The organism is Segatella sinensis, from assembly GCF_040095255.1.
Taxonomy (GTDB): domain Bacteria; phylum Bacteroidota; class Bacteroidia; order Bacteroidales; family Bacteroidaceae; genus Prevotella; species Prevotella sinensis.
On record NZ_JBBNGE010000021.1, the window covers coordinates 1 to 22,958 of the forward strand.

A 22,958-nucleotide genomic window follows, 5' to 3' on the forward strand; every position below is an offset into this window, starting at 1 on the left:
GGAATATGTACAATAAAAGAATTTTGGTCGTTTTACAAGTAAATTCTCACGAAACCCTATAGGTTGCGGATTTGAGGCTTTATAATTTTATTCTTCTATAGACAAACTCTCTAATCAGATTCCTTTCCTTTTTAGAAACACCAAATACATATAATAGGATAGATGTACTTACTGCGGAAACCAGAAACGACAAGATGAGTCTGATCAACTTATTTATATCCAGAAACTCTACCCCATATACCATCAGGACTGTCATTCCTAAGATGATGATACCAGGAAAAGCCAATCTCGCAAGATAAGTCTTAAACGTAAAGGATGGAACGCATGATCTCAACATGAACAATCTGATGATGTGAGCCAAAATGCAGAGACCTATCATGGTGAAAAACAGAAAATAGGGCGGAAAACCCAACAAGAAGAGACACCAGTTGAAGGGTAAGCACAAGATAGTTATGCTTTCTACATACATAGTGTATTTACGGATATTACCGGTTGCCTGTATAATAGTAGTGATAGGATTATGCAATGCCAGAAACAGGGTGTAAACCGCATAGAGTCGGGCATACAAAATCATCGTAGCAGTACAGTTCCCCAACCAGAGAGTAAGTAAAGTCTCAGCCTCAAAGATGAAGGGAATGATAACCATCGCCAGCAAATAGAGTATCGCCTTGCTGTTTGCATAGAATAGCTGATCTAGATATCCATTTTCCTGTGACGAATATGATTTGATCATGGCAGGCCGAAATGCAACCACAATACAATTCGTCAGCGTATTGATAGCATTGTATATTTGATTGGCAATACCAAAGGCTGCATTGATTAACGGACCGAAGAATACGTTAAGGATAACAGAACTACCCTGTGTCATACCTACACCTGCCAATGCACCATAAAAAGACCAGCCCGAAAATGAAAAGAGTTCTTTATAAAGCACTTTTTCCCTTACAATGGCATATTGGCATTCAGCATATTTTCTCCTTGCTATTGTCATATAGATAATCATCACGACAAGTGACTCTATCATCAATGCTGCTCCATAATATACTAGATTATCATTACCGGTTCTCCCCAAGCCATAAGCTATGAGAAGTTTTACGATACAATCGAAGGTTGATACCAAAGCATAATAGCCCATATTTTCATGGGCAAAGATGGCTCCGATGAATGGTATCTGGAGTAGTGTGAATATGAAGGAGAATAAGGAAAACTGCAAGAGTAGCAGTGCAGCTTCCATACGACTCTGTGGAATGGTGAGTAGAGTAGAAACCAGCCATGGTCCCACTATCTCAAAGAGAAGAATGAAGCAGACTGACATCAAGAGGCAGATATTCAGGCTCACCGAGAAAATCTCTTGCAACCGTTCCGTTTCTCTTTTGCCTATGGCATAAGAATAGAAGCGTTGGGTTGACAGTGCAAGAACGCTACTGATACAGGTACTTGCCGTTACAACTCCTGCGATGGCATTGAATATACCATAGTCTTCTGTTCCCAATCCTGCCAATACGAGACGAACAGTATAGAGATTGACAAAGGTGAGCACAAGCATTCTAGCGAATAGAACCAGAGTGTTGGTGGCTATTCGCTTAGAATTGTTGGATATGTCTTTGTGTCTTTCTGACATGATTTATTCCATTTCTCCAAAAATAATCTTTCTTGTTGAATAAATTGAGATAATTAAGAAAACCAAAACGGTCATTCCGAGAACAAACAGCATTCTCTTAGGTCCTGCCGGCTTCAATGGCACAGATGCACTCTGCAGGGTAGTAAAGGCTGGAGTCTGCATCAGAAGTTTTGCCTGAGCCTGCTGCACCTGAGCCTGAAGACTCGTGTATGTGTTGTAAAGCAACTGCATCTCATTCTCCATATCGTTGGCTTTCAGGCGGTAACTTTCCAATACCACATCCTGGTTGGCATCTGAATAACTGCCATATTGCTGTCTGATGCGCTCATATTTTGACTTGGCATCACTGCTCAACTTCTTGTAGTACTCTAAGTCTTTCTTTGCTTTCTTTGTACGATAGTCGGTGATGAAATCCTGAAGCTTCGCCTGAACCGTATCAGCAAGGGTTGCACATATCAGAGGATCCTGATCTTCTACGGAGATAGAAATCACATAGTTCTTCTTATCAATATTACACTTGATATTATCCATCATCAGCTTGACAATCTCATCCTGTTGCTTGGTTAATAGAAAAGGATTTGCCTTCTTGCTCTTTACCACTGTTGTATCTGGTTCAGCAAACCATTTTCTTACAGTTTGAATTCCTGTCATCCACCAAGGATATTTATGATGATTGGCAAGGTAATCATAATAGGTAGTATTGATACTTCCATCCTTAGATTTCACCTTGACATCAAACATACCGACCATAAAGTCGTTGGATTCTATCAGCTCAGGGTAGAGTTCCGGGAAAATGGCATCTCCGTTTGCAGAGTTTCCTCCTATATCGAAGCCGAATGAAGAGGCAATATCACCTAATGAACTCGAACTGAAGCTTGATATTTCCGGAGCCAATTTTGCCGTACTTGTATAATACCTTGGCACACAGAGGATGAGCAGGCAAGAAAGTACGAAGGTGACAGGAAGAGCGATAAGATACTGTTTCTTATGCTTCTTCATCTCCTTGGCTATTGCCAACACATCTATTTGTTTGAGATGTTCTTCTTTATTTTCCATTGTTTATCTTGTTTACAAAAAACTTACTAATCTAATTCTTATATCTTATATAATGTAACGCATGTATTGTAGAATTATTGTATTTTGGCGTATTTTATCTTTCCAAACCAGGTTTATAGCCCGACTTTTCGTAAGGAATGTTAAAGTAACTGCAAAAACTACAATAAAATGAGTGTTTATGCAGTTTTATAGATAAAACATTGATATGAAGAAAGTTTTCTGTTTAGTTTCGCTTTGCCTCCTCACCGTAGCGTGTCCGCAATCAGTGATGGCACAATATTGTTGGCAGGAAGATGCGGAACCTACAAAATTAAGACTCGATAGTGCCCTGGAATACCGAATAGATATGCAGGCTACTTTTTCAAAGGGCAAAACACCACTTTGGCTCAATGCCAATCGGTATGGTTTAAGTTCTCTGAAAGAGGCGAATGCCTATCTGAGAGGTAGTTTGATACGACCTCTATCCACAGATAATCAGCGCAGATGGGGAGTAGGTTATGGTGTAGATTTGGTATTGCCCACTCATTTTACCAGCAGGTTTATTGTGCAGCAGGCTTTTGCGGAAGTAAGATGGCTGCATGGTGTGCTCAGCGTGGGTGCTAAAGAATATCCGATGGAATTGAAGAACCAGACGCTTTCCAGTGGTAGCCAGACGCTGGGCATTAACGCTCGACCTGTACCGCAGGTAAGATTAGCCTTGCCGGAATATTGGACGCTACCTATTCTTAATCATTGGGTTCAACTCAAGGGACATATAGCTTTTGGTAAATTCACCGATGAAAACTGGCAGCATGATTTCACCCAGCGCAAATCCAAGTATTCGGAAGGTGTGCTCTATCATAGCAAGGCTGGCTATCTGCGAATTGGAAACGATGCCGCATTCTGCCCTTTGAGTGTAGAATTGGGCTTGGAAATGGCAGCACAGTTTGGTGGCAAGCCATACACCTATGATGGAAATGGCGGACTCAAATGCAAGGCTACAGAAGGTGGATTAAAGGGAATGTGGCATGCTTTTATTCCTGGCGGACAAGATGATGGTGAAGGTCAGTATGCCAATATTGCCGGCAACCAGTTGGGGTCTTGGCTCATGCGCATCAACTATAATGCTGATACCTGGAAGTTGGGCATTTATGCAGATCATTTCTTCGAGGATGACAGTCAGATGTTTATGCTTGATTATAATGGTTATGGCGAAGGAAAGGAGTGGCAGAGCAAGAAAAGCCATCGCTTCTTTATGTATTCCCTCCAGGACATGATGCTGGGTGCGGAACTGAATATCAAATATGGCAGATGGATTCGTAATATTGTATTGGAGTATATCCATACCAAATATCAGAGTGGACCATATAACCATGATCATACAGTGAATATTCCTGATCATTTGGCTGGAATGGACAATTATTACAATCATAGTAACTATACTGGCTGGCAGCATTGGGGACAGGTAATGGGTAATCCGCTCTATCGTTCGCCAATCTATAATACCGATGGCAAGATTGAGGTGAAGGATAACCGTTTCATCGCCTATCACCTGGGATTCGATGGTCAGCCTTCCGATAAATTCGGCTATCGTGTACTCGCCTCCTATCAGAAGGGATGGGGAACCTATGTCCTGCCATTTACCAAGAAGCATCATAATGTAAGCTTCATGGCAGAAGGCAGCTACCACTTCTTGAGAAGATATACGGTAAAGGCTGCTTACGGAATGGATTTCGGCAGTACAGAGATGTTGGGACACAATAGAGGATTCCAGATTACCCTGACAAGACAAGGTATCGTCAAGTTCTAACTTTATGAAAGAGAAAAGATAATGAAAAGAATAATATATTTGATAGCAGCTATCTGTTTGGTAGTGAATTCCTGTACCATCGAGACGAGCGATAATGGAGATTTTGATGGATTCTGGCATCTGGAACGGGTAGATACGTTGGCTACGGGCAACTATCTCGACCTTTCCAGGGAACGAGTTTTCTGGGGAGTGCAGCATAAGCTGATATCTTGTGCCAGTATTACCGCCACGAATATGTACAGCTTCCGTGGCTATTATTTCCGATTCGAACAGACTGGTGACAGTCTGATCCTGCATTCGCCTTACAAGAACAACTGGCATCAGGATCATGGAGAAAATGGTGGTGATATTCCTGCAACCGTTGTGAATGACAGCATCAGAAGCTACGGCATCAACAATCTGCGAGAAGCTTTCTACAAAGAGAAGCTCAAGGGCGATAAAATGATGCTCCGCTCTAAGATGTTGAGGCTATACTTCACCAAATTCTAAAAACAAATTCGTAATTCAATTCTCCTTTCACACTCATTAATACTTTCTGATTATCAGAAGCTTAATGGTGAAAGGAGTTTTGTCCGATTATACGAGAAAGGAAAAGACTGGATAAGTTGGTGCACAGCAGTTGGTTTTCGCTTGCACAACACGTGTTGTGCAAGCGCATATCAGCTGTTATGCAAGCGCACAACAGCTGTTGTGCGGCTGGAGATATTAACTTTCCCGAAAACAGATATTAATCTTTCCGGCAACTTCTCCTATATGTTCCGACAACTTCCGTTGCTTTTTACGATTGATTATTACGCTTGCTAATGGTACAAGAACCTATTCCTTCTGCATCTTTCGTTAGGTTTGCAAGTGAACTAGAAGTATCTAAAGCTCCAAATACTACTTTGTCAGCTATGTTGATGATATATTTGTTTCTCACTCGTGCACTTTGCTTGGAGTTGCGGGGAAGATGGGAGAGGGAGAGAACGAGGGCTTCGTCGCTGTTGATGGCTGATTGCATTTCGACAGGTAGTTCCTTATACATTTTTCTGGCCAACACAATGATGATAGGGATGTGCCGTTTCAGGAGAAGTTGCAGTACGTCCTTTTCCAGTTTTGTCTGAAATCCGCTGATGATGCAGGAATCTTTAGGCACGCTTGTTGCCCAGTCGAAACTTTTTAGGATGTCTCGGCTTGTGGTCTTGCTGGAACAGAGAAACGCTGTCTTTGGACGTTTCAGCAAGTCTAGGTTTCCTATATGGGATAGTATCTCTGGCATATAAAGATTTTATATCTATAACGATGCAAAAATACGAATAATTCTCTGAAAATCAAAGAAAACAATAACCTTTTTGCAGATTTGTCTGGAAATATTTGGTATTTTGAAAACTTCTGTGTATTTTTGCACAAAATAAATATTTAAAACAGATTGTCATGGAACCAAAATTAGGAGATATGATGAAGGTAAATCCTTCTTTGACAGGTTTGACAGACTGGATTGAGGGCCAGGTTATTGATGTAGAGCACAATCCTTTTATGGGATTGGTTATTTCCATCAAGGATAATTTGGGCAGAATATTCTTTGGACAGTCTAAATATTTTAAGATAGCATAATGTTTGCATTATTGATGTAACTAATAAATAAGTAAATAAGATAAGAAAGGAGTAAATTATGAAGAAAAAGAAATTAAAAGTATTCGTTCTTCCTATTGAGGAGTTTGAAAAGAAATATCCTGTTAGCTATTCGATAGTAGTACCAGGAATTCCTGAGGGACATGTGGCAAAGGTAGTTTCTGTACGCCCTTGCTAGATTTCTATAATTCTGAAGGATAAAACAATTGAATGAAAATTCCCTGTTGCCGATACTTGCCAAGTAGCATCAGCAACAGGGAGTCTTCGTCTTATTCCTCGTCCTTGTTCAGCTCATCGCCCATACGATACTTAATGTCGTAGTTGATGATGAAGTCGAGCTCTTCTTCTGTAAAGCCGTAATGCTTCGCCAGAAGCTTATCGATTTCGTCGATGATGGGTTTGGATTTGCTGATATGATATTCATAAATATCCCCATTTGCCCTGCTATCATATCTCGTTATTCTATTCTCTTTGTATGACACAGATATAATATCTTTTTCAAGGTGTTCAACTTCCTTGATAGACACAGGATACTCATTGATGTGCCAACTTCCAAAGTGCCAACAATCAGATATAGTCGAGTAAAATACATAAAATAGAGATGAATTTAAAATTTGGAAGACTTGATTTGAGTATTTGCATTCACAATAAACCATCTTATATGATTTTACGGGTGTTAAGTATGGGATAAAATTAAAGGGGAAAATCCAATACGTTTCTCCATAATCCTTATAATATAATTGTACCCCATCACTTGATATAACACTATTGATATCTTTTTTCTTTGAATGAAGCTTTTTCCAAATATTTTTATGTAATCCACTTCCTATTTTAGGAATCAAATGCTCTCTGCCCGTATCAATAATAGCTTGTTCAAATTTTAAAGTTTTGAATAGGGTTGCACTATTATTGGTTCTTAAATACTTGGTCGTAAACACATTTGTTTTGTTTGAATTCGAAAAGTGACAAATAGAGACACGTTGTGAAACACCTTCAAACAGCGATCTTGGTCTTATCGCATGATTTGTGATGTATATTGTATTATATTGATTGATAACATACATTCTTAATAATTCATAGTCACGTATTGATGTAAGACTCATTGGCACAATGAGACTACATCTTGAAGCTTGTGCAATTAAATTATAGAATCTTTCAATGCAATATGCATATAAGTTAGAATATCTATTTTTATATCCCTCTAAAGAGTAATAAATCTTTCTTGTTTCCACATATGGTGGATTGCCAATGATAACATCAAAGCCACCATTGCTATGCATGATATGATAATATTCCGCCAGCCAATGGAAAGGCTGGTGGCTGGAGAGCCATTCTTCATACGAAATGCTGGCATCCGATACCATTGAAGAAAAAAGCTTATGATTCAGCAAGTCATTAAGTTCTGAAAGCTTTGCCTTGAGCTGCATTTTAGACTCCTTAAACTCGCTTGCCTCCTCCTGCGAAGTAAGCTGAAGGTCCTTGAACTGTTCGTAGGCACGAGCCACAACCTCCATCTCCAATTCTACCTTGTCCTTGAATTCCTGCTTGGCAAACATGTCGCCATAATTCAAGTCATTATCCAATTCTTTTTCCGTAGCATATCCCACCAAAGTGTTGCCGCAACGAATGTTGAAGTCGATATCCGGTAACGGATCCAGACCGAGATTATCGAGTCTTGGATTTACTTCCACTACCGCCACCATTTTCAGGAACAGGCGGAGCTTGGCAATCTCTACAGCCTCTTCCATGATATCTACGCCATAGAGGTTGCGGAGAATGATACTCTTATAGATAAAGTACTGAATGTTACTGCGATACTTCTTACTAATCTCTTCAAGTTCAGCAACGAATAACTTCTCGTTCTTTTGGTGGAACTCCTCCATGCGGGTGATGCAGATCTCATACAACGGTTCCAGGATATTCATAGCTGCAAACAGGAAGGCGCCACTGCCGCAGGTAGGGTCAAGGATAGAAACGTGCTGCATGGCATGATAGAAATGCTCTACCAAGAGATGATCTTCCGTATGTAACAATAAATCGTATGTAAACTGACGGATATCGAGATTATAGGTGATGAAATCGTTGATTTCGTGAATCTCGCCAACAGTAATCTTCTGCAGCAAATCATCGCAACGCTGGAATCGCTCGATGGTTTCTCGCCATATCTCCGTAGGCAGATTGAATGGCTCTGGAGTGCGCTCGTTCCAATGACTTCTGCGCTCCAGAAGTTGAGGCTGGGTGGTATCCACACCTTCTGCTATCTCGCCCGGGATGAGCGAGAGCCAATCTGCAGTATATCCGTGCTTCACGGCATCATAGATGTATTTGTCGCCGCTCTGCTGCAAGGTTTGCCAGATGTATCCCTTTTCCTTGAAATCCTTCTCAGAGGTGGTCTTCTTTACGCTGTCGAAAAGGAAGGGCAGGATGCAGTTCTTGCCTATGTATTCCGTAATGTCTTCCTTGGTGTAGTAGGCTCCCATCTGGGCACGGTCGTTGATGTATTGCTCAAAAATGTAGCCCAGCACGTCGGGGTTGATGTCTTTTCCCGATGCCGTGATGCGGGTATCCAGATGCCAGCGCCATTTATCGAAGAAATCGAAGAGGTGAAGGAATGCCTCGTCATCGATGTCAATATCCTTAAACATCTTTTCGATGTCGTGAAAATCGAACATGCCTCCGTTCAGATAGGGTATGCGGCCATATTTGCTGAGAAATGCCTCGTTACGCTGGTGCCCATTCAGTCCTTCATGGAAGAGGTGTATCAGGAAACCCTTGTAGAATGACTGAAAGAATTCGTTCTCGCCACGCTCTCGCTGCACCATGCTGAGCTTGTCGCGCAGATAGTTCTCGTTCATATCCAGGAAACCTTTCTTCTGGATAAAATAACAGAACATAAGGCGGTTGAGCATCACGGATGCATACCATTGCTTCTCCTTATTCTTCTTGTCGTCGGCTATCTCGTCGTTGATGCCTGTGATATATTTCACAAACTGGGTATGCTCTTTCTTGAATCCTGCGTAGAAATCCTTGGTTATCTTCTCTGAATTCACCATGAAGGCTCCCTGGATGCGCTGCTTCACATCCATGATGGTGGTGTCTTCGTTAAGATCGAAGCTCAGGTCGGGAATTTTGGTGTAAAGAAACTCTGCCTGGGCAACGCTGGCATACTCGATGGTTACGATGTCGCGCTTTTCCACTTTGTTTACCGGGGCAACCCACTGGTGATGGAAGCCCTGCTGCTCTATGTAGATGCAGATGTAATCGTGGGCTTGCTGGCGTAGCTTGATGTCTATCTTCTTGCAGGTAGAGGCTGTCGGTATCTTCTCTACCAGGCAGGTAAGTATCTGGAAACCATTGCGCTCGGCAATGGCCTCCATCTCGTAGTCTATGTCGTCGATATGGGGCACTAGGATATCGGTCATGCCCTTGGGGTTGTTCCATCCCATTTCTGTGACGAACAGTTCTTGGAAACTGGCTTCCTGTATATATTGATTGAATTCTTTTCTTGTCATGTCTTGAATTATTATGAATGTGATTCACTCCATCTCAAACCCATCGAACAGATGATTTTAGGCTCTTTGTTGGAGTTGGTATCTTCGTCGATGATGCAGAGTTGGTTATTTTTGCGCATGTCGAACACATACTCCACCAGGTCGTCGTTGCTTACGTTGTTCTGTCGCATCATTCTGCCTAGATTAAACTTAGCGGTTTCCTGGAGCGGATAGTTGTAGATGTCGTTGATGGCATATTTCAGCTCTTCCTTGTTCTCATCGGAGAAGAAGAGATCTACAGGCTTTTCGTAATATCGCTCCAATCGCTGGATGATCTTGTAGCGGGTACTGAATCTGCTGCCCAGAATGCCGCCCACATGCGTGTTCTCGTCGCCGATGTTGTCTATGGCTTTCTTTACCAGGTCGTAATGATGGTCGGCTGGTTCCACATTCGGCTCGTCGGCATCGCATTCCATGGCCTGGAGGATGCGCTTCTGCGACTGGCTCACGATTTCGCCTTTGCTGTTGTACCAGGAGAGCACATCGAATCCGCTGCGTGTCTGGGCGTAGGTGATAACGCCATCGTTCAGCCTGTCAGTAGTAGCCTTGGTGGCATTGATCATGTTGCTCAGGTGTGGGATGATACGTTTCAGTTCGGGTTTGGCATCGGTGGCATTCTTCCATATCTGGTATGCCTGTGAAGCCAGATCCACATCGTTGTCGTCCACATCGTCGAGCGAGCCGCTTTTTTCATTATACATATCTCGCAGGTTTTGCTCGTTGCCCTCGAAGAACACCTCGTCGCTTCCCACTACGTTGGCAGCCTCGTTGATGCGGTCGTTCAGGCGCTTGCGCAGCTTGATAACCTGTTCTACACCATCGGCAGGGAAGAAGGAATAACAGACGATGTGGTCGCTCTGCTGTCCGATACGGTCCACACGTCCGGCTCTCTGAATGAGTCGGATAATCGCCCATGGCAGGTCGTAGTTGATGATGATATGCGCATCCTGCAGGTTCTGACCTTCGCTCAATACATCGGTGGCGATGAGGATTCGGCTCTGCTGGTCGGCAGGATAGCTCTTCTCGTTGCTTACTGGTGAGAAATGCTCCACGATGCTGGTGGTGTTCTTGCTGTCGCCCGTAGCGATGTCTATCTGCTCCACATTCTTCTTGCGGAGTTGGCGGCAGAGATACTTGGCGGTGTCGGAATACTGGGTGAAGAGCACGATCTTATCTTTCGGATAGGTCTCTGTTACGAGCTTGTACAGTTCGTTGAGTTTCTGGTCTTCCTTCGTTTTCCATTGTCCGCAGAGCTGAATCATCTTGATGATGCATTGGCAATCCTTCTTGAGATTCTGCTTGAGTGTTCGCTTGAAGTACTTGCTGTTGAGCCAGTTTACATTATTCTTCTGCATCAGCAGTTCATAGTGTTTCTTGGCTTTCTGCTCGTAGTATTCCATTTCGGTAGGGATGATGAGGTCATCGCTGTCCTGGTTATCATCATCCGTATCAAACATTCCGTTGGCATCTTCATCTTCCACGAAATCATCGGGTAGGGAGTTCTCGTCGCCGATGGGCAGATTGAGCTTGTTATCGATGGCATAGAGGAAGATGGCGTTGCGCAGGATGTGGCGCTTCAGAGTGAGCAGGAAGGCGAAACCGCTGCTGTCCATTCGCTTGAAGAAGGTGCTCTTGCTGAATCCCATGATGCGCTGACCTGCTTTCGAGAGGTTCTCGATGAGCTGTTTCTCGGCTCGGGATGCTTCTTCTGCCTTGGCTTCATTCAGATATTTGGTAAGCCCATAGCGTGGCAGCAGCAGTTCTTCCATCATCGCTACCATTTTTTCTGAATAGAGGCGGCTATACTGGTCGCCCTGTTGTGTCTTGAACTTCAGGGCTTTCGGTATGCGGTCGGGGAAGTACGACTTGCTTCCATCCGGGAACTGCAGGTATTTCCGACCATTGCTCTCGTCGGTTAAGGCAAAGTTATCCTTAATGAAGGTGCGGGTGCGGCGAACCAGGAAGAGCTTCATCAGTTCGCTCCAATCATCTGTCTTATCGCTTTGTTCAAACGACTTGATGCTGCGGATGTGGATGTCGCTATGCTTGCGTTGAAACTCTCGTTCGCCGCCCAGACTTTGGATGTAAGCTTCTGGACGGATGCCAAGGTCCTGGTCGTCGCTCAGGAAAAGCTTCAGCTGGTTGGCCAGGTCGGAGAAATCCTTGTTATATGGAGTAGCGGTAAGCAGCAGGGTTTTGCAATCCAGTTTATGAATCAATTCCTGGATGTTGTGATATCGCTTTCCGCTGCTGTTGCGCAAGTTATGGCTTTCGTCTACGATAATCAGTCGGTAGTTCCAGGTGTTCTCCACATCAATGGGTTTCTGCATCGAGACGATGTCTGCTTTGAGATCGTATTTCTGCTTGTATTTTGCCCACATGTCCTGCAGGTTGGCTGGACAGATGATGAGGGTGCTGCTGGCGTAGGTCATCTCGTAGATTTTGGCGATGGCGCAGGCGGTGATGGTCTTTCCCAAACCCACCACATCGCCTATCATGGCTCCGTTTTGCTTGTCGTTGTTAAGATGCTTGGCTGCAATCTTCACCGCATTCTGCTGGAAATCGAAAAGGGTGTTGCGGAATTCGGGCGGAAGCGTAAACTCCTTGATGCCCGAACGTGCTTCCTGACTGAGATGATACACCGTCTTGAGATAAATATAATAAGGTGGAATATCTTCTTCGCCTGCCCAACTGTTGTCGATGGTATCTATCAGTTCGCTGGTGATGTCGATGCAGAACTTGTCGTTCCATCTTGCATCAAACCATTCTGACAGTTTTTCAGCGCTGTCGCTATCGGCAAACTCTGCATTCAGCTCTCCCTGTCGGGTTAATCCGGAGTAGGTGAGGTTACTGCTACCCATGATGGCCTGGATGGGGTTGAAGTTGTCGTCTGGTCGGTATGCGAGATAGAGTTTGGCATGCAAGGGCTCTCGAAGATAGAGCCTGACGCATACTTTCTCTTCCTTCATCTGCGCGGAGATTCGGCGGAGTGTCCATTCATCGTTTTTCGATGGGAGTCCCAGCAGGAGCTGCTTCTTGAAGTCTCGGGCAATGGCTATTCTGCATTTCTGCACATACTCGGAATCGGGCAGTTGTTTCTTACCGGAATAGAGACTTCGGACGAGGTCTTCATCAGGTCGGTGCATGCCTATAAGGAGTCGGCAGGTGCGGAATATGCGGTCATTCTGTTCATATACGAAATCACCGGATAGCTGGTCAACCTCATTGACAATAAGGTTCCAGCCGCGCAGGTTGAAGTAACCTACGCAGAAGTCAACGCGCTTTACGCCCACGTTGGAAATAATGCCCTGGAGCCCATCGGTGAATTTGGTTTCCAGGTTGTCATAGATACGAGCCATGTGATTGCTGTTTATAGGGTACAACAATCTCTAGCAGTTTCAATCTTTAGATTTGTTTGCATAATTGGTAGGAGCTTTAAATCTTGTTACTGAAATCTGTAAATTCTCAAAATGTCTTTTTCTAGGGGAAATAAAAAGAGCGTACCCGTCATCTCGTTGTATTCCTAAACAAGGCTGCTCCTACCACAGATGGCCCAACTACGAAATACAAGAGATGAGGGTACGCCATATCATGGCGCACCGTCTCATACTGTACGTTCGTAGTTTGAATTTTGCTTTGGTAGGAGCTATTCTGTTTAGAACTTCCAGTCGAATCGATACGAATCTAATCGTTAACCCACGAAAATAGAGCAGGTTTGGCATTTGCCTCGCCATACTTGGGCACAAAGGTACAACAAAATCTTGGATTGACAAAAAAATAATCTCATTTTTCTTCCTTTTTCCTCTGCGTTTTCCAAATAAAAGTGTTTTTTTTTCTAATGAAATTTTATTTATGCTATTTAATTGTTAACACGTAGATCATCAGATGAGGGGGTAAATGAATAAAAAAATCGCCCTGAAAGGTGAAGCATTAATTATGCTTGTTCCTTTCAGAGCGATTAAAATATTAAAGTATGATCTTATTTTTAGCCTATATTACAAGATCTTGTGATACAAGGCGATGATATCCTCCTTAGAAACCTCGCGAGGGTTACCTGGAGTACATACATCGGTGAATGCCTGCTCAGCAAGGGCAGGGATATCAGCCTCTGTGATGCCCAATTCGCTGAGATGCTGTGGGATACCTACCAACTTAGACAACTCCTCGATAGCATTGCATGCTGCCTCTGCTGCCTCCTGATCGGTCATACCATCCTTATAAACACCAACAACCTTGGCAATCTGTACATACTTAGGAACACTTACCTCCATATTGAAACGCATCACGGTAGGAAGCAGGATAGCACAAGCTACTCCGTGAGGAACGTCATGAAGGGCACTCATAGGGTGAGCCATACCATGGTCAACGCCCAAACCAACATTAGAGAATGCCATACCGGCAATATACTGAGCTACAGCCATACCGTTGCGTCCCTCTGGATTGGTAGGATCATTCACAGCGATAGGCAGGTACTTATGAATCATCTCGATAGCCTTGAGCTCGAACATATCACTCATCTCCCAAGCAGCCTTGGTAATCAAGCCCTCGATAGCGTGAGTCATCGCATCCATACCAGTAGCTGCAGTGAGACCCTTTGGTAAAGAGTACATCAGCTCTGCATCTACGATAGCAACGGCAGGAATATCGTTAGGATCCACGCATACCATCTTCTGCTGGCGCTTCTCGTCGATAATCACATAGTTGATGGTTGTCTCTGCTGCGGTACCAGCAGTAGTAGGAAGAGCTACGATAGGCAAGCACTTGTTCTTGGTAGGAGCAACACCCTCCAGAGAAACGATGTCGGCAAACTCTGGGTTGGTAACAACCACGCCGATACCCTTTGCTGTATCCATAGAACTGCCACCACCGATAGCGATGATGAAGTCTGCCTCAGCATTCTTGCAAGCCTCAATACCTGCAGTAACATTAGAAACAGTTGGGTTTGGCTTTACGTCATCAAATACCTCGTAAGCGATGTCAGCCCCGTCCAATACGTCGAGTACCATCTTGGCAACGCCAAATTTCATCAAGCCCTTGTCTGTTACAACCAAAGCTTTTTTCCAACCACGACTAGCGATTACTGCAGGAAGCTCCTTGCGGGCACCTGGACCGAAATAGGAAACTTCATTAAGAATGAATCTGTTTACCATAAATGTCTTTGTTTAAGATTGAATTTATTAATTAATAATATATTTAGTATATCTATATTGCCATTAGATTGTTTATATGCGACAAAGATACAGCTTTTCTGTGATTCCGCCAAGTTTTTCGTGCAAAAAATCATCGGGTAGGGCAAAGATTAAAGGCTTATCTCAAAAAATCGGGTATTTTCTCGCTTTTTCTCTTCTACTATTTTGCTCTTTCAAAATAAAAGCGTAACTTTGCAAAGAATATAATTAGAAACTATAACATCAACTTATGAAGAAAACTTATTTATTACTTTTAACCGGACTCATTTGCTCATCAGCATGGGCAGATGGCACTTTAGGAGGCTACTTCTACAATCAGCAGGCTGCGCCTACGGGGTGGGAGTGGCAAAGTCCTGATTCCGTAGCTGTCAACAAGCAGCAGCCACATGCTTGGTTCTTCTCGTTCCGCAATGTCGAAGAGGCGAGAAAGGTTTTACCAGAGAACAGTTCTTACTGGAAATCTCTCGATGGATTATGGAAGTTCCATTGGGCTCCAAATCCTGATAAGCGGCCTAAGGATTTCTACCGTACAGACTATGATGTCTCTCAGTGGGACGATATCAAGGTGCCTATGAACTGGAATTTGGCTGGACTGCAGAAAGATGAAAACAACAAGTATGGAGATCCGCTCTATTCTAACCAGCGTGTCATCTTCCAGCACTCCTGGCAGCCGATGAACGACTGGAAGGGTGGAGTGATGCGTACACCTCCTGCCAACTGGATGACCTATCGCAACCGCAATGAGGTGGGGTCTTATCGCAGAACTTTCTCTGTACCTGCAGATTGGAAAGGTCAGCAGATCTATCTCAACTTCGATGGTGTAGATTCATTCTTCTACCTATATATAAATGGTAAGTATGTGGGATTCTCCAAGAACTCACGCAACCTGGCTGAATTCGACATTACACCTTATCTTAATAAGGAGGGTGAGGAGAATACGGTAGCAGTAGAGGTTTATCGCCATTCAGACGGTTCTTTCCTGGAGAGTCAGGATATGTTCCGCTTGCCTGGTATCTTCCGCACCGTGGCTTTGGTTGCCAAGCCACAGGTTCAGGTAAGAGACATCAAGGCTATTCCTGACTTGGATGAAACCTACAGCCATGCCACCTTGCATATCTCTGCCCAGTTGCAGAACCTTTCCAAGAAGGCCATCAAGGGTTATACCTTGCAGTATTCACTCTATGCCAACCGTCTCTATTCCGACGACAATGATCTGATGGAAGGCGTTACAGCTTCTACTCCTCTCGTAGGAAAACTGAATTCCAAGGGCGAAATTGTTCTGGAAACTACGCTCGATGCTGCCAACAAGGTGAAGCTCTGGAGTGCAGAAGCTCCTTACCGTTATACATTGGTAGGAGAATTGAAGGATGCCAAGGGCAGAACGGTTCAGACCTTCTCTACCATCGTTGGCTTCAGAAAGGTGGAAATCAAGGAGACTCCTGCCGAGAAGGATGAGTTCGGATTGGCTGGAAGATATTACTATCTCAACGGACAGCCTATCAAGCTGAAGGGTGTCAACCGTCATGAAAACAATACGCTGTTAGGTCATACTGCTACCCGTGAGCAGATGGAGAACGAAATCTTCCTGATGAAGCGTGGCAATATCAACCATGTGCGCAACTGCCACTATCCTGATGCACCTTACTGGTATTATCTCTGCGATAAGTATGGTATCTATCTGGAGGATGAAGCTAACCTCGAGAGCCATGAGTACTACTATGGCAAGCAGAGTCTTTCTCATGTACCTGAGTTCCGCAACGCTCATATCGCCAGAAACATGGAGATGGTACACGCTACCGTGAATCATCCTTCTGTAGTAATCTGGAGTTTAGGTAACGAGGCTGGTCCTGGCAAGACTTTCGTAGATTGCTATAATGCCATCAAGGCTTATGATACCAGCCGCCCAGTTCAGTATGAGCGCAACAATGATATCGTGGATATGGGTTCTAACCAGTATCCTTCCATCGCCTGGGTTCAGGGAGCCGTACAGGGCAAGTACAAGCTGAAGTATCCGTTCCACATCTCTGAGTATGCTCACTCTATGGGTAATGCCTGCGGTAACCTGATAGATTACTGGGATGCCATCGAGAGCACCAACTTCTTCATGGGTGGAGCTATTTGGGACTGGGTTGATCAGGCTCTTAACAAGCAGGATCCTGTAACCGGACAGACCTACTGGGCATACGGTGGTGACTTCGGTAAGGACAACAAGCCAAACGATGGTATGTTCTGCATGAATGGTATCCTTCGCCCAGACTTCTCACCTAAGGCTCAGTACTATGAGGTAAAGAAGGTTTATCAGAATGTAGGCGTGAAGGCTGTAGATATGAAGCAGGGACAGATTGAAATCTTTAACAAGAACTACTTCGAGCCTCTCAAGAATTATCAGATTGTATGGTCTCTCTATAAGGATGGCGTCTGCATTTCTAAGAATCAGCCATTGCAAGGTGCCAAGAATATCGTGGGGCCTCGCGAAAAGGGCTTCTATACCTTGCCATACGATTATGCAAGCCTCGATCCAAAGAGCGAGTACTTCGTAACAGTCCAGTTCCTTCTGGGTAAGGATATGCCGTGGGCTGCCAAGGGTTATCCTCAGATGGAAGAGCAGTTGAGAGTGAAGGGCGCTGATGTTGCTGCTCCTTCTATCGCTACTGTTGCCAAGAACGGTAAGGCGATGAAGCTTTCGGTAGATAAGGCGGCTAAGCGTGCCAATATCAATGGTGGCAACTTCCAGGTGGCATTCGACCTGAATACCGGTGCTATCTATAGCCTGAAGTATGGCAGCCAGGATATCATCAAGGATGGCAATGGTCCTAAGCTCGATGCATATCGTGCTCCTACTGACAACGATGCCGGTATCGGATACCACAATGCATGGTTCAAGAATGGTCTGTACGACCTGCAGCATGTAGTGAAAAACTGGAACTATACAGCCAAGAAGGATGGTACTTACCAGCTCGACTTTACTGTAGAGAGTCAGGGTAAGGAGGGATGCGATGTGAATTACAGCAACCGCGACCGTGACCCAGAGTCTTGCTATAACTTCGAGAAGAACAAGCATGCCTTGACAGATACTGACCTGAAGTTCATTTCACGCCAGATTTATACTATCTATAAGGATGGTTCTATCGAGATGCAGAGTGCCATCGGTGCTAACCGTTCCAAGGTCATCTTGCCTCGTATCGGCTATTCCATGGTATTGCCAGGCGAGTTGAACCAGTATGATTATTATGGACGCGGGCCTGTCAATAACTACAACGACCGCAAGACCAGCCAGTTTATCGGTTGGTACCACAGTCCGGTTGCAGAACAGGGCATCATGCTTCCTAAGCCACAGGCACAGGGCAACCGCGAGGAGGTTCGTTGGTGTGCTGTTACCAACGACAGCCAGCAGGGTGTAGTATTCATCTCTGACAGTACTATGTCTGCCTCAGCATTGCCTTGGAGTCAGCAGGAGTTGACTTTGGCAGCACATCCATATCAGTTGCCAAAGAGCAGCGGTACTCACTTGCACCTCGATGCAAAGGTTACAGGATTGGGCGGTGCCAGCTGTGGGCAGGGTGGTCCTTTGACGCCAGATCAGGTACGCAGTACTCCTACCACATTCGGATTCATCATCCGTCCTGCGATGAAGTCAGAGCTTGGAAATATCGTGAAGGTTTCAGCTACCGGTCGTGAGATGGTGAAGGAGATGATGAAGAAGATGCAGCAGAATCAGCAGACATCCGGTCTTCAGATTGCCTTTGCTTCCAGCCAGGAGCCAGACGAGGGTGATGCAGCCTACTTGGTAGATGGCGATCCTTCTACATTCTGGCATACGATGTATTCCATTACATTGGCGAAGTATCCTCACTGGGTTGACTTCGATGCTGGCAAGCAGAAGGTCATCAAGGGCTTTACTTATCTGGCACGCCAGGATGGTTCTCTGAATGGTTGCATCAAGGATTATGAAATCTACGTCAGCAACGACAATAAGACTTGGGGTGAGCCAATCCTGAAGGGTCATTTTGAGAAGACAGCCAAGCTGCAGAAGGTGATGTTGAACAAGCCTGTCAAGGCTCGCTACTTCCGTCTGCGTGCATTGAATGAGCAGAATGGTCAGGATTACGCTTCTGGTTCAGAGTTTACACTGATTACTGAATAATAAGTAGAAGATGATATTCATTCTTTTTGATGCATAAAAGAATGAGGAATACCGAATATTATGCACTTTTCAATTCATAGAAGGTGAAAAGTTGCATAATATTCGGTTTTATTGTAAAAAAGATGCAGGAAAATTTGGTAGTTTCGCAAAAAAGTATTACCTTTGCACTCGCTAATGAAAAATAGCTGTGTTGGTTCCGTAGCTCAGTTGGATTAGAGCAACAGCCTTCTAAGCTGTGGGTCTTGGGTTCGAACCCCAACGGAATCACAAAAGTGGATTAATCGAAAGGTTAATCCACTTTTTGTTTTATATAACAGCCAAATACGCTTGTGGCCTAAGAACGGGCTGAAGGCCCAAAAGCTCATAGCCCAGGGCAACGCCCTGGGTATAGTAGCAGTCAGCAAGGCGCCCTGTAAGGGCAAAAGCTTTGTGTATTGATTGGTACTTGAAAGCTTTTGCCCTTACAGGGCGCAGAGCTAAAACAACAAAAAACCCAGGGTGTTACCCTGGGCTATGAGCTTTTGCCCTTTCAGGGCGTTTGAAAGTGCAATTATTACTACCTTCAATTTTGTTATTTCAATTAATCCGGTTATTTCAATTAATCTGATTATTTCAGTTTCTTGAGATAACCCTCTGCACGGGTATCTCCCAGTTCCTTTGCTTTTTCCAGGTTCTTGCGAGCCTCTTCCTTCTGCTTGTTCTCCATCTGGAGCAAACCGAGGAGGAGATAGCCATCGGCATATTCTGGAGCAATCTCTATGCAATGCTTGGCTGCACTGATGCCTTCTGCATATCGCTTCACACGTAAGTCAAGACTAGCCCATTCTGCAAAATAAGTAGGCTCGTTAGGAGCGAGATAGCAGGTACGGGCAATATCAATCAGCGCTGGCTGCCACATGCGCAACTTGGTCTCAGCCTTGTATCTTGCATAGAAAAATGCAGGATTAACAGGACGGACAATCGAATCATACATATTGTAGTCGGCTATAGCACTGCGATACTCTCCCTGTTCTGCCTGGAAATCACCACGAGCCAGATAGTAAGGACCAGCCATGGTGCCCGAGTTCTTAGCCTCATTGACTGCACTGTCCAGCAAGACCTTGATTTCTGTAGCTGGAGCCTTGAGCTGAATCTTAGCCTGAGCTGCCTCCAGGAAGATTTCCGGATTCTTGACTGAAGTCTTGGTCAGGGCGATGAACATATCGTATGCCTTCTGATAATTACCCTTGGTAAAGATGATGCGTGCTTCCTGATGCTGATATACAGGATTGGCATTGATGGCGTATGCCTTCTGTGCCTCTTCTATCGCCTTGTCGTAAGTCCAGGCTGTATAGGCAGAATCACCCTTATAAATCAGTTTCTGATAGATGACATCAGAATAATTGGAGTGGGCTTCATCCTTGGCTGAAGATTTTTTGATTCCATCTTCCATACATTTGGCTGCCTCGGCAAACTCGTTCTTATCTACAAGAAGAGTTGCTTTTTCCTTATAGCCGAATGCTGAAGCAGGGAACTTTGCCATAAACTCATCTGCATACTTGTCATAGATGTCGCGGGACACTTGAGACTTATTGAGCGTCATCATCGTAATCGCCTCCTGTTCGGTATCAGGAAGAGCAGTACGGATGCCTGTTTGGCGAAGGGCTGCATCCAGTGTAGAAAGACCCGTCACCTTCAACTCCTTGGCATAGTTGGCATCAATGGCAGTTACCTGACCGTTGCTATGCATGATACCAATCACCTGTCCGCTTTTGTTGACGAATGGGCAACCCACTGCATTGTCCGGTACGGTGTTGGAGAAGATGTAGTAATTGTAAGTTTCCTTAAACTTCTCAACGCTTGCGATATCCTCCTGCTGGAAAGGTGACTTCTTGATAGAATAAGGAACGAGCCAAACCTTGCTGCCTGCAGGTGATTCTGCCGTAGCAATGTTGGCAGCCGTGGTATTACCCAATACTCTGAACTTGGCCACATCGTAAAGTTCATCGGCTCCGAGGATGGCATCCACGTCCATCGACTTTCCGCTGACATCCACGATGGTAGCCTTTACAGCACCGATAAACGGTTTGAAGGTACCGATAGCCGTTCCCTTGTTATCAATAAATACACCTTGTGTAGAAGAGATGATGTTACCATCCTTGTTGAAGGTGGTGAGTGTAAATACACTCTTGGCGGCTTTCTGTACAGAGCCTGGCTGAGCGAAGAGGGATGATGCACCCAGCATCAGTCCCATCAGTATCATATTTATTCTTTTCATATTCTCAATAATTCTTTGGCATTGGCAAGAGCTGCCTGCGTGATATCACTGCCACTGAGCATTTGGGCAATTTCCTCAATGCGTTTCTGGCTGTTGAGCTCTTTCATGTGCGAGATGGTTCCGTTCTCGGTTTCCTCCTTCAATACCTTGTAATGATGGCTACCCTTGGCAGCAATCTGTGGCAGATGAGTGATGGAAAGTACCTGTCGGTTCTGGAGTCCCATCTCTTCCATGATATCTGCCATCTTTTCTGCTATCTTTCCGCTTACACCGGTATCAATTTCATCAAAGATGATGGTTGGCAACTTCACGGCTCCACTGATCATTGCCTTCAGCGAGAGCATCACACGGGCAATCTCACCACCCGAAGCAACCTGACTGACAGGCTGTAGCTGGGTACTCTTGTTGGCACTGAAGAGGAAGCTGACCTTATCGGCACCATTTCCTGACAGAGGCTTTTCTGCGAAGGCAATCTCGAATCTCACATTCGGAATGCCCAGCGGGATGAGTCTGCCCTTCATCTCTTTTTCGATGGCCTTTGCTGATTTCTGACGGATAGAAGTGAGTAGGGCAGCTTGCTTTTCAGCCTTGGCAAGGAGAGCAGCAACTTCTTTTTCCTTCTCTTCGATGTCTTCATCGCCATTATCGATATGTGCAAGCTGTTCTGCTATGCGGTCACGGGTAGCGATAAGTTCTGTTACCGTTTCCACATGGAACTTCTGCTGCAGGGTGTAGAGCTTGTCCAGACGGGTATTGATGGCATCCAATCGGTTAGGATCGAATTCCACGTGATCTACACTACTGCTGATTTCCTGCGCGATGTCCTTCAGTTCGATATAGCTGCTCTGCATTCTGCCAGTCACATCAGCCATACTTGGATAGACATCACATATATTTTCCAGTTGATGAGTGGCGTTCTTCAGTTTGTCAAGTATGCTGTCGTTTTCTCCTGAAAGCGCACTGTCTGCCTCGTAGAGAGCGGTCTTGATATCCTCCGAATGGCTCAGGGTCTCTGCTTCCTGCTCCAGCTGTTCCAATTCGCCTTCCTGCAGATTTGCATCATCCAGCTCTTTATACTGGAAGCGCATAAACTCCTCGTTCTCACGGTTCTTGGCAATCTCGGCTTTCAGTTCTTCCAGAAGTTCCTTGGCTTTGCGATAGGCATAATACTCCTTTTGGTAAACCTTGAGCTGGTCGGCATCCTGAGCGATGATATCCACCACATTCAACTGGAAGTCTTCTTTCTGCAGAAGAAGGTTCTGATGCTGCGAATGGATATCCACGAGTTGCTCTCCCAATTCTCTCATACGGGTGAGAGGCACCGGGGTGTCATTGATGAAGGCACGGCTCTTGCCGGCTGCAGTCAACTCTCTTCGGATGATTGTATCATCGGCATCATAGTCGATATCGTGATCATCGAAGAATTTCTGCATACCATATCTAGAGAGATCGAAGTGAGCCTCTATCACACATCGGTCTCTTCCTGCCTTGATCGCCTTGCTGTCGGCACGGTTACCCAGAAGCAGACCGATGGCACCGAGGATGATACTCTTTCCTGCTCCTGTCTCACCCGTGATGACGGAGAAGCCAGGATAGAGAGAGATGTTCAGCTCGTCGATGAGCGTGAAGTTCTTGATATATAATTGCTTGAGCATATTTATTCTACTTTTTAATTAAAGATATAAAGGGAAAGCTGATTCTGATTTTCAGAAGCTTCCGTTCCGGAAGATGATTTTATGA

Annotated in this window: 13 protein-coding genes and 1 tRNA gene; 6 read left to right on the forward strand and 8 right to left on the reverse strand. The window is 44.7% G+C overall.

The window, feature by feature from the left end:
• Window positions 1-79: 79 nt before the first annotated feature.
• Window positions 80-1,621 (reverse strand): oligosaccharide flippase family protein, encoded by a 1,542-nt coding sequence (locus tag AAAT87_RS07615; protein WP_349226095.1) that lies wholly within the window; start codon window positions 1,619-1,621, stop codon window positions 80-82.
• 3 nt (window positions 1,622-1,624) lie between these two features.
• Window positions 1,625-2,677: a chain-length determining protein gene (locus AAAT87_RS07620; protein WP_349226096.1), complete on the reverse strand. Its 1,053-nt coding sequence runs from the start codon at window positions 2,675-2,677 to the stop codon at window positions 1,625-1,627.
• Window positions 2,678-2,882: 205 nt separating this feature from the next.
• Here AAAT87_RS07620 and AAAT87_RS07625 point away from each other — a divergent pair, with 205 nt between their 5' ends.
• Together AAAT87_RS07625 and AAAT87_RS07630 are read left to right on the forward strand one after the other, a co-directional pair.
• A complete protein-coding gene (locus AAAT87_RS07625; protein WP_349226097.1) occupies window positions 2,883-4,466 on the forward strand; it encodes a capsule assembly Wzi family protein in 1,584 nt (527 codons plus the stop codon).
• Between the two features lie 21 nt (window positions 4,467-4,487).
• Entirely contained in the window at window positions 4,488-4,955 is a 468-nt protein-coding gene (locus tag AAAT87_RS07630; protein ID WP_349226098.1) for a lipocalin-like domain-containing protein, read from the forward strand.
• 289 nt (window positions 4,956-5,244) lie between these two features.
• On the opposite strand, the gene AAAT87_RS07635 is transcribed toward AAAT87_RS07630, so the two are convergent.
• The gene (locus AAAT87_RS07635; RefSeq protein ID WP_349226099.1) at window positions 5,245-5,724 is read right to left on the reverse strand and encodes a hypothetical protein; all 480 of its coding nucleotides are present in this window, start codon (window positions 5,722-5,724) and stop codon (window positions 5,245-5,247) included.
• Window positions 5,725-5,879: 155 nt separating this feature from the next.
• Between AAAT87_RS07635 and AAAT87_RS07640 the strand changes: the two genes are divergently transcribed.
• Together AAAT87_RS07640 and AAAT87_RS07645 are read left to right on the forward strand one after the other, a co-directional pair.
• The gene (locus AAAT87_RS07640; RefSeq protein ID WP_119249099.1) at window positions 5,880-6,059 is read left to right on the forward strand and encodes a hypothetical protein; all 180 of its coding nucleotides are present in this window, start codon (window positions 5,880-5,882) and stop codon (window positions 6,057-6,059) included.
• 58 nt (window positions 6,060-6,117) lie between these two features.
• The gene (locus AAAT87_RS07645) at window positions 6,118-6,255 is read left to right on the forward strand and encodes a hypothetical protein (protein ID WP_287593056.1); all 138 of its coding nucleotides are present in this window, start codon (window positions 6,118-6,120) and stop codon (window positions 6,253-6,255) included.
• Between the two features lie 91 nt (window positions 6,256-6,346).
• Here the strand turns inward: AAAT87_RS07645 and AAAT87_RS07650 are convergent, their stop codons facing one another.
• The 3 genes from AAAT87_RS07650 to fucO form a co-directional block, all read right to left on the reverse strand.
• Window positions 6,347-9,589 carry an Eco57I restriction-modification methylase domain-containing protein gene (locus AAAT87_RS07650; RefSeq protein ID WP_349226100.1) on the reverse strand — a complete coding sequence of 1,081 codons (3,243 nt, stop codon included), beginning with the start codon at window positions 9,587-9,589 and terminating at the stop codon, window positions 6,347-6,349.
• Between the two features lie 11 nt (window positions 9,590-9,600).
• Window positions 9,601-12,987, reverse strand: a complete 3,387-nt coding sequence (locus tag AAAT87_RS07655) for a helicase-related protein (RefSeq protein WP_349226101.1) — start codon at window positions 12,985-12,987, stop codon at window positions 9,601-9,603.
• A gap of 636 nt (window positions 12,988-13,623) precedes the next feature.
• Window positions 13,624-14,778, reverse strand: coding sequence for a lactaldehyde reductase (fucO, locus tag AAAT87_RS07660; protein ID WP_296973231.1), 1,155 nt, complete (start codon window positions 14,776-14,778; stop codon window positions 13,624-13,626).
• Window positions 14,779-15,046: 268 nt separating this feature from the next.
• Between fucO and AAAT87_RS07665 the strand changes: the two genes are divergently transcribed.
• Together AAAT87_RS07665 and AAAT87_RS07670 are read left to right on the forward strand one after the other, a co-directional pair.
• A complete protein-coding gene (locus AAAT87_RS07665) occupies window positions 15,047-18,961 on the forward strand; it encodes a glycoside hydrolase family 2 TIM barrel-domain containing protein (RefSeq protein WP_349226102.1) in 3,915 nt (1,304 codons plus the stop codon).
• A gap of 192 nt (window positions 18,962-19,153) precedes the next feature.
• A tRNA-Arg gene (locus AAAT87_RS07670) sits at window positions 19,154-19,228 on the forward strand.
• 340 nt (window positions 19,229-19,568) lie between these two features.
• Here the strand turns inward: AAAT87_RS07670 and AAAT87_RS07675 are convergent.
• Together AAAT87_RS07675 and recN are read right to left on the reverse strand one after the other, a co-directional pair.
• A complete protein-coding gene (locus AAAT87_RS07675) occupies window positions 19,569-21,218 on the reverse strand; it encodes a tetratricopeptide repeat protein (RefSeq protein WP_349226103.1) in 1,650 nt (549 codons plus the stop codon).
• Window positions 21,215-22,873, reverse strand: coding sequence for a DNA repair protein RecN (recN, locus tag AAAT87_RS07680; RefSeq protein WP_349226104.1), 1,659 nt, complete (start codon window positions 22,871-22,873; stop codon window positions 21,215-21,217). Before recN ends, AAAT87_RS07675 begins: the two co-directional genes overlap by 4 nt.
• Window positions 22,874-22,958: the final 85 nt, after the last annotated feature.

Excerpts from the sequence above, each read along its gene's own strand:
- AAAT87_RS07615 (WP_349226095.1), bottom strand. The coding sequence starts at position 1,621 with ATGTCAGAAAGACACAAAGACATATCCAACAATTCTAAGCGAATAGCC.
- AAAT87_RS07620 (WP_349226096.1), bottom strand. The coding sequence starts at position 2,677 with ATGGAAAATAAAGAAGAACATCTCAAACAAATAGATGTGTTGGCAATA.
- AAAT87_RS07625 (WP_349226097.1), top strand. The coding sequence starts at position 2,883 with ATGAAGAAAGTTTTCTGTTTAGTTTCGCTTTGCCTCCTCACCGTAGCG.
- AAAT87_RS07630 (WP_349226098.1), top strand. The coding sequence starts at position 4,488 with ATGAAAAGAATAATATATTTGATAGCAGCTATCTGTTTGGTAGTGAAT.
- AAAT87_RS07635 (WP_349226099.1), bottom strand. The coding sequence starts at position 5,724 with ATGCCAGAGATACTATCCCATATAGGAAACCTAGACTTGCTGAAACGT.
- AAAT87_RS07640 (WP_119249099.1), top strand. The coding sequence starts at position 5,880 with ATGGAACCAAAATTAGGAGATATGATGAAGGTAAATCCTTCTTTGACA.
- AAAT87_RS07645 (WP_287593056.1), top strand. The coding sequence starts at position 6,118 with ATGAAGAAAAAGAAATTAAAAGTATTCGTTCTTCCTATTGAGGAGTTT.
- AAAT87_RS07650 (WP_349226100.1), bottom strand. The coding sequence starts at position 9,589 with ATGACAAGAAAAGAATTCAATCAATATATACAGGAAGCCAGTTTCCAA.
- AAAT87_RS07655 (WP_349226101.1), bottom strand. The coding sequence starts at position 12,987 with ATGGCTCGTATCTATGACAACCTGGAAACCAAATTCACCGATGGGCTC.
- fucO (WP_296973231.1), bottom strand. The coding sequence starts at position 14,778 with ATGGTAAACAGATTCATTCTTAATGAAGTTTCCTATTTCGGTCCAGGT.
- AAAT87_RS07665 (WP_349226102.1), top strand. The coding sequence starts at position 15,047 with ATGAAGAAAACTTATTTATTACTTTTAACCGGACTCATTTGCTCATCA.
- AAAT87_RS07675 (WP_349226103.1), bottom strand. The coding sequence starts at position 21,218 with ATGAAAAGAATAAATATGATACTGATGGGACTGATGCTGGGTGCATCA.
- recN (WP_349226104.1), bottom strand. The coding sequence starts at position 22,873 with ATGCTCAAGCAATTATATATCAAGAACTTCACGCTCATCGACGAGCTG.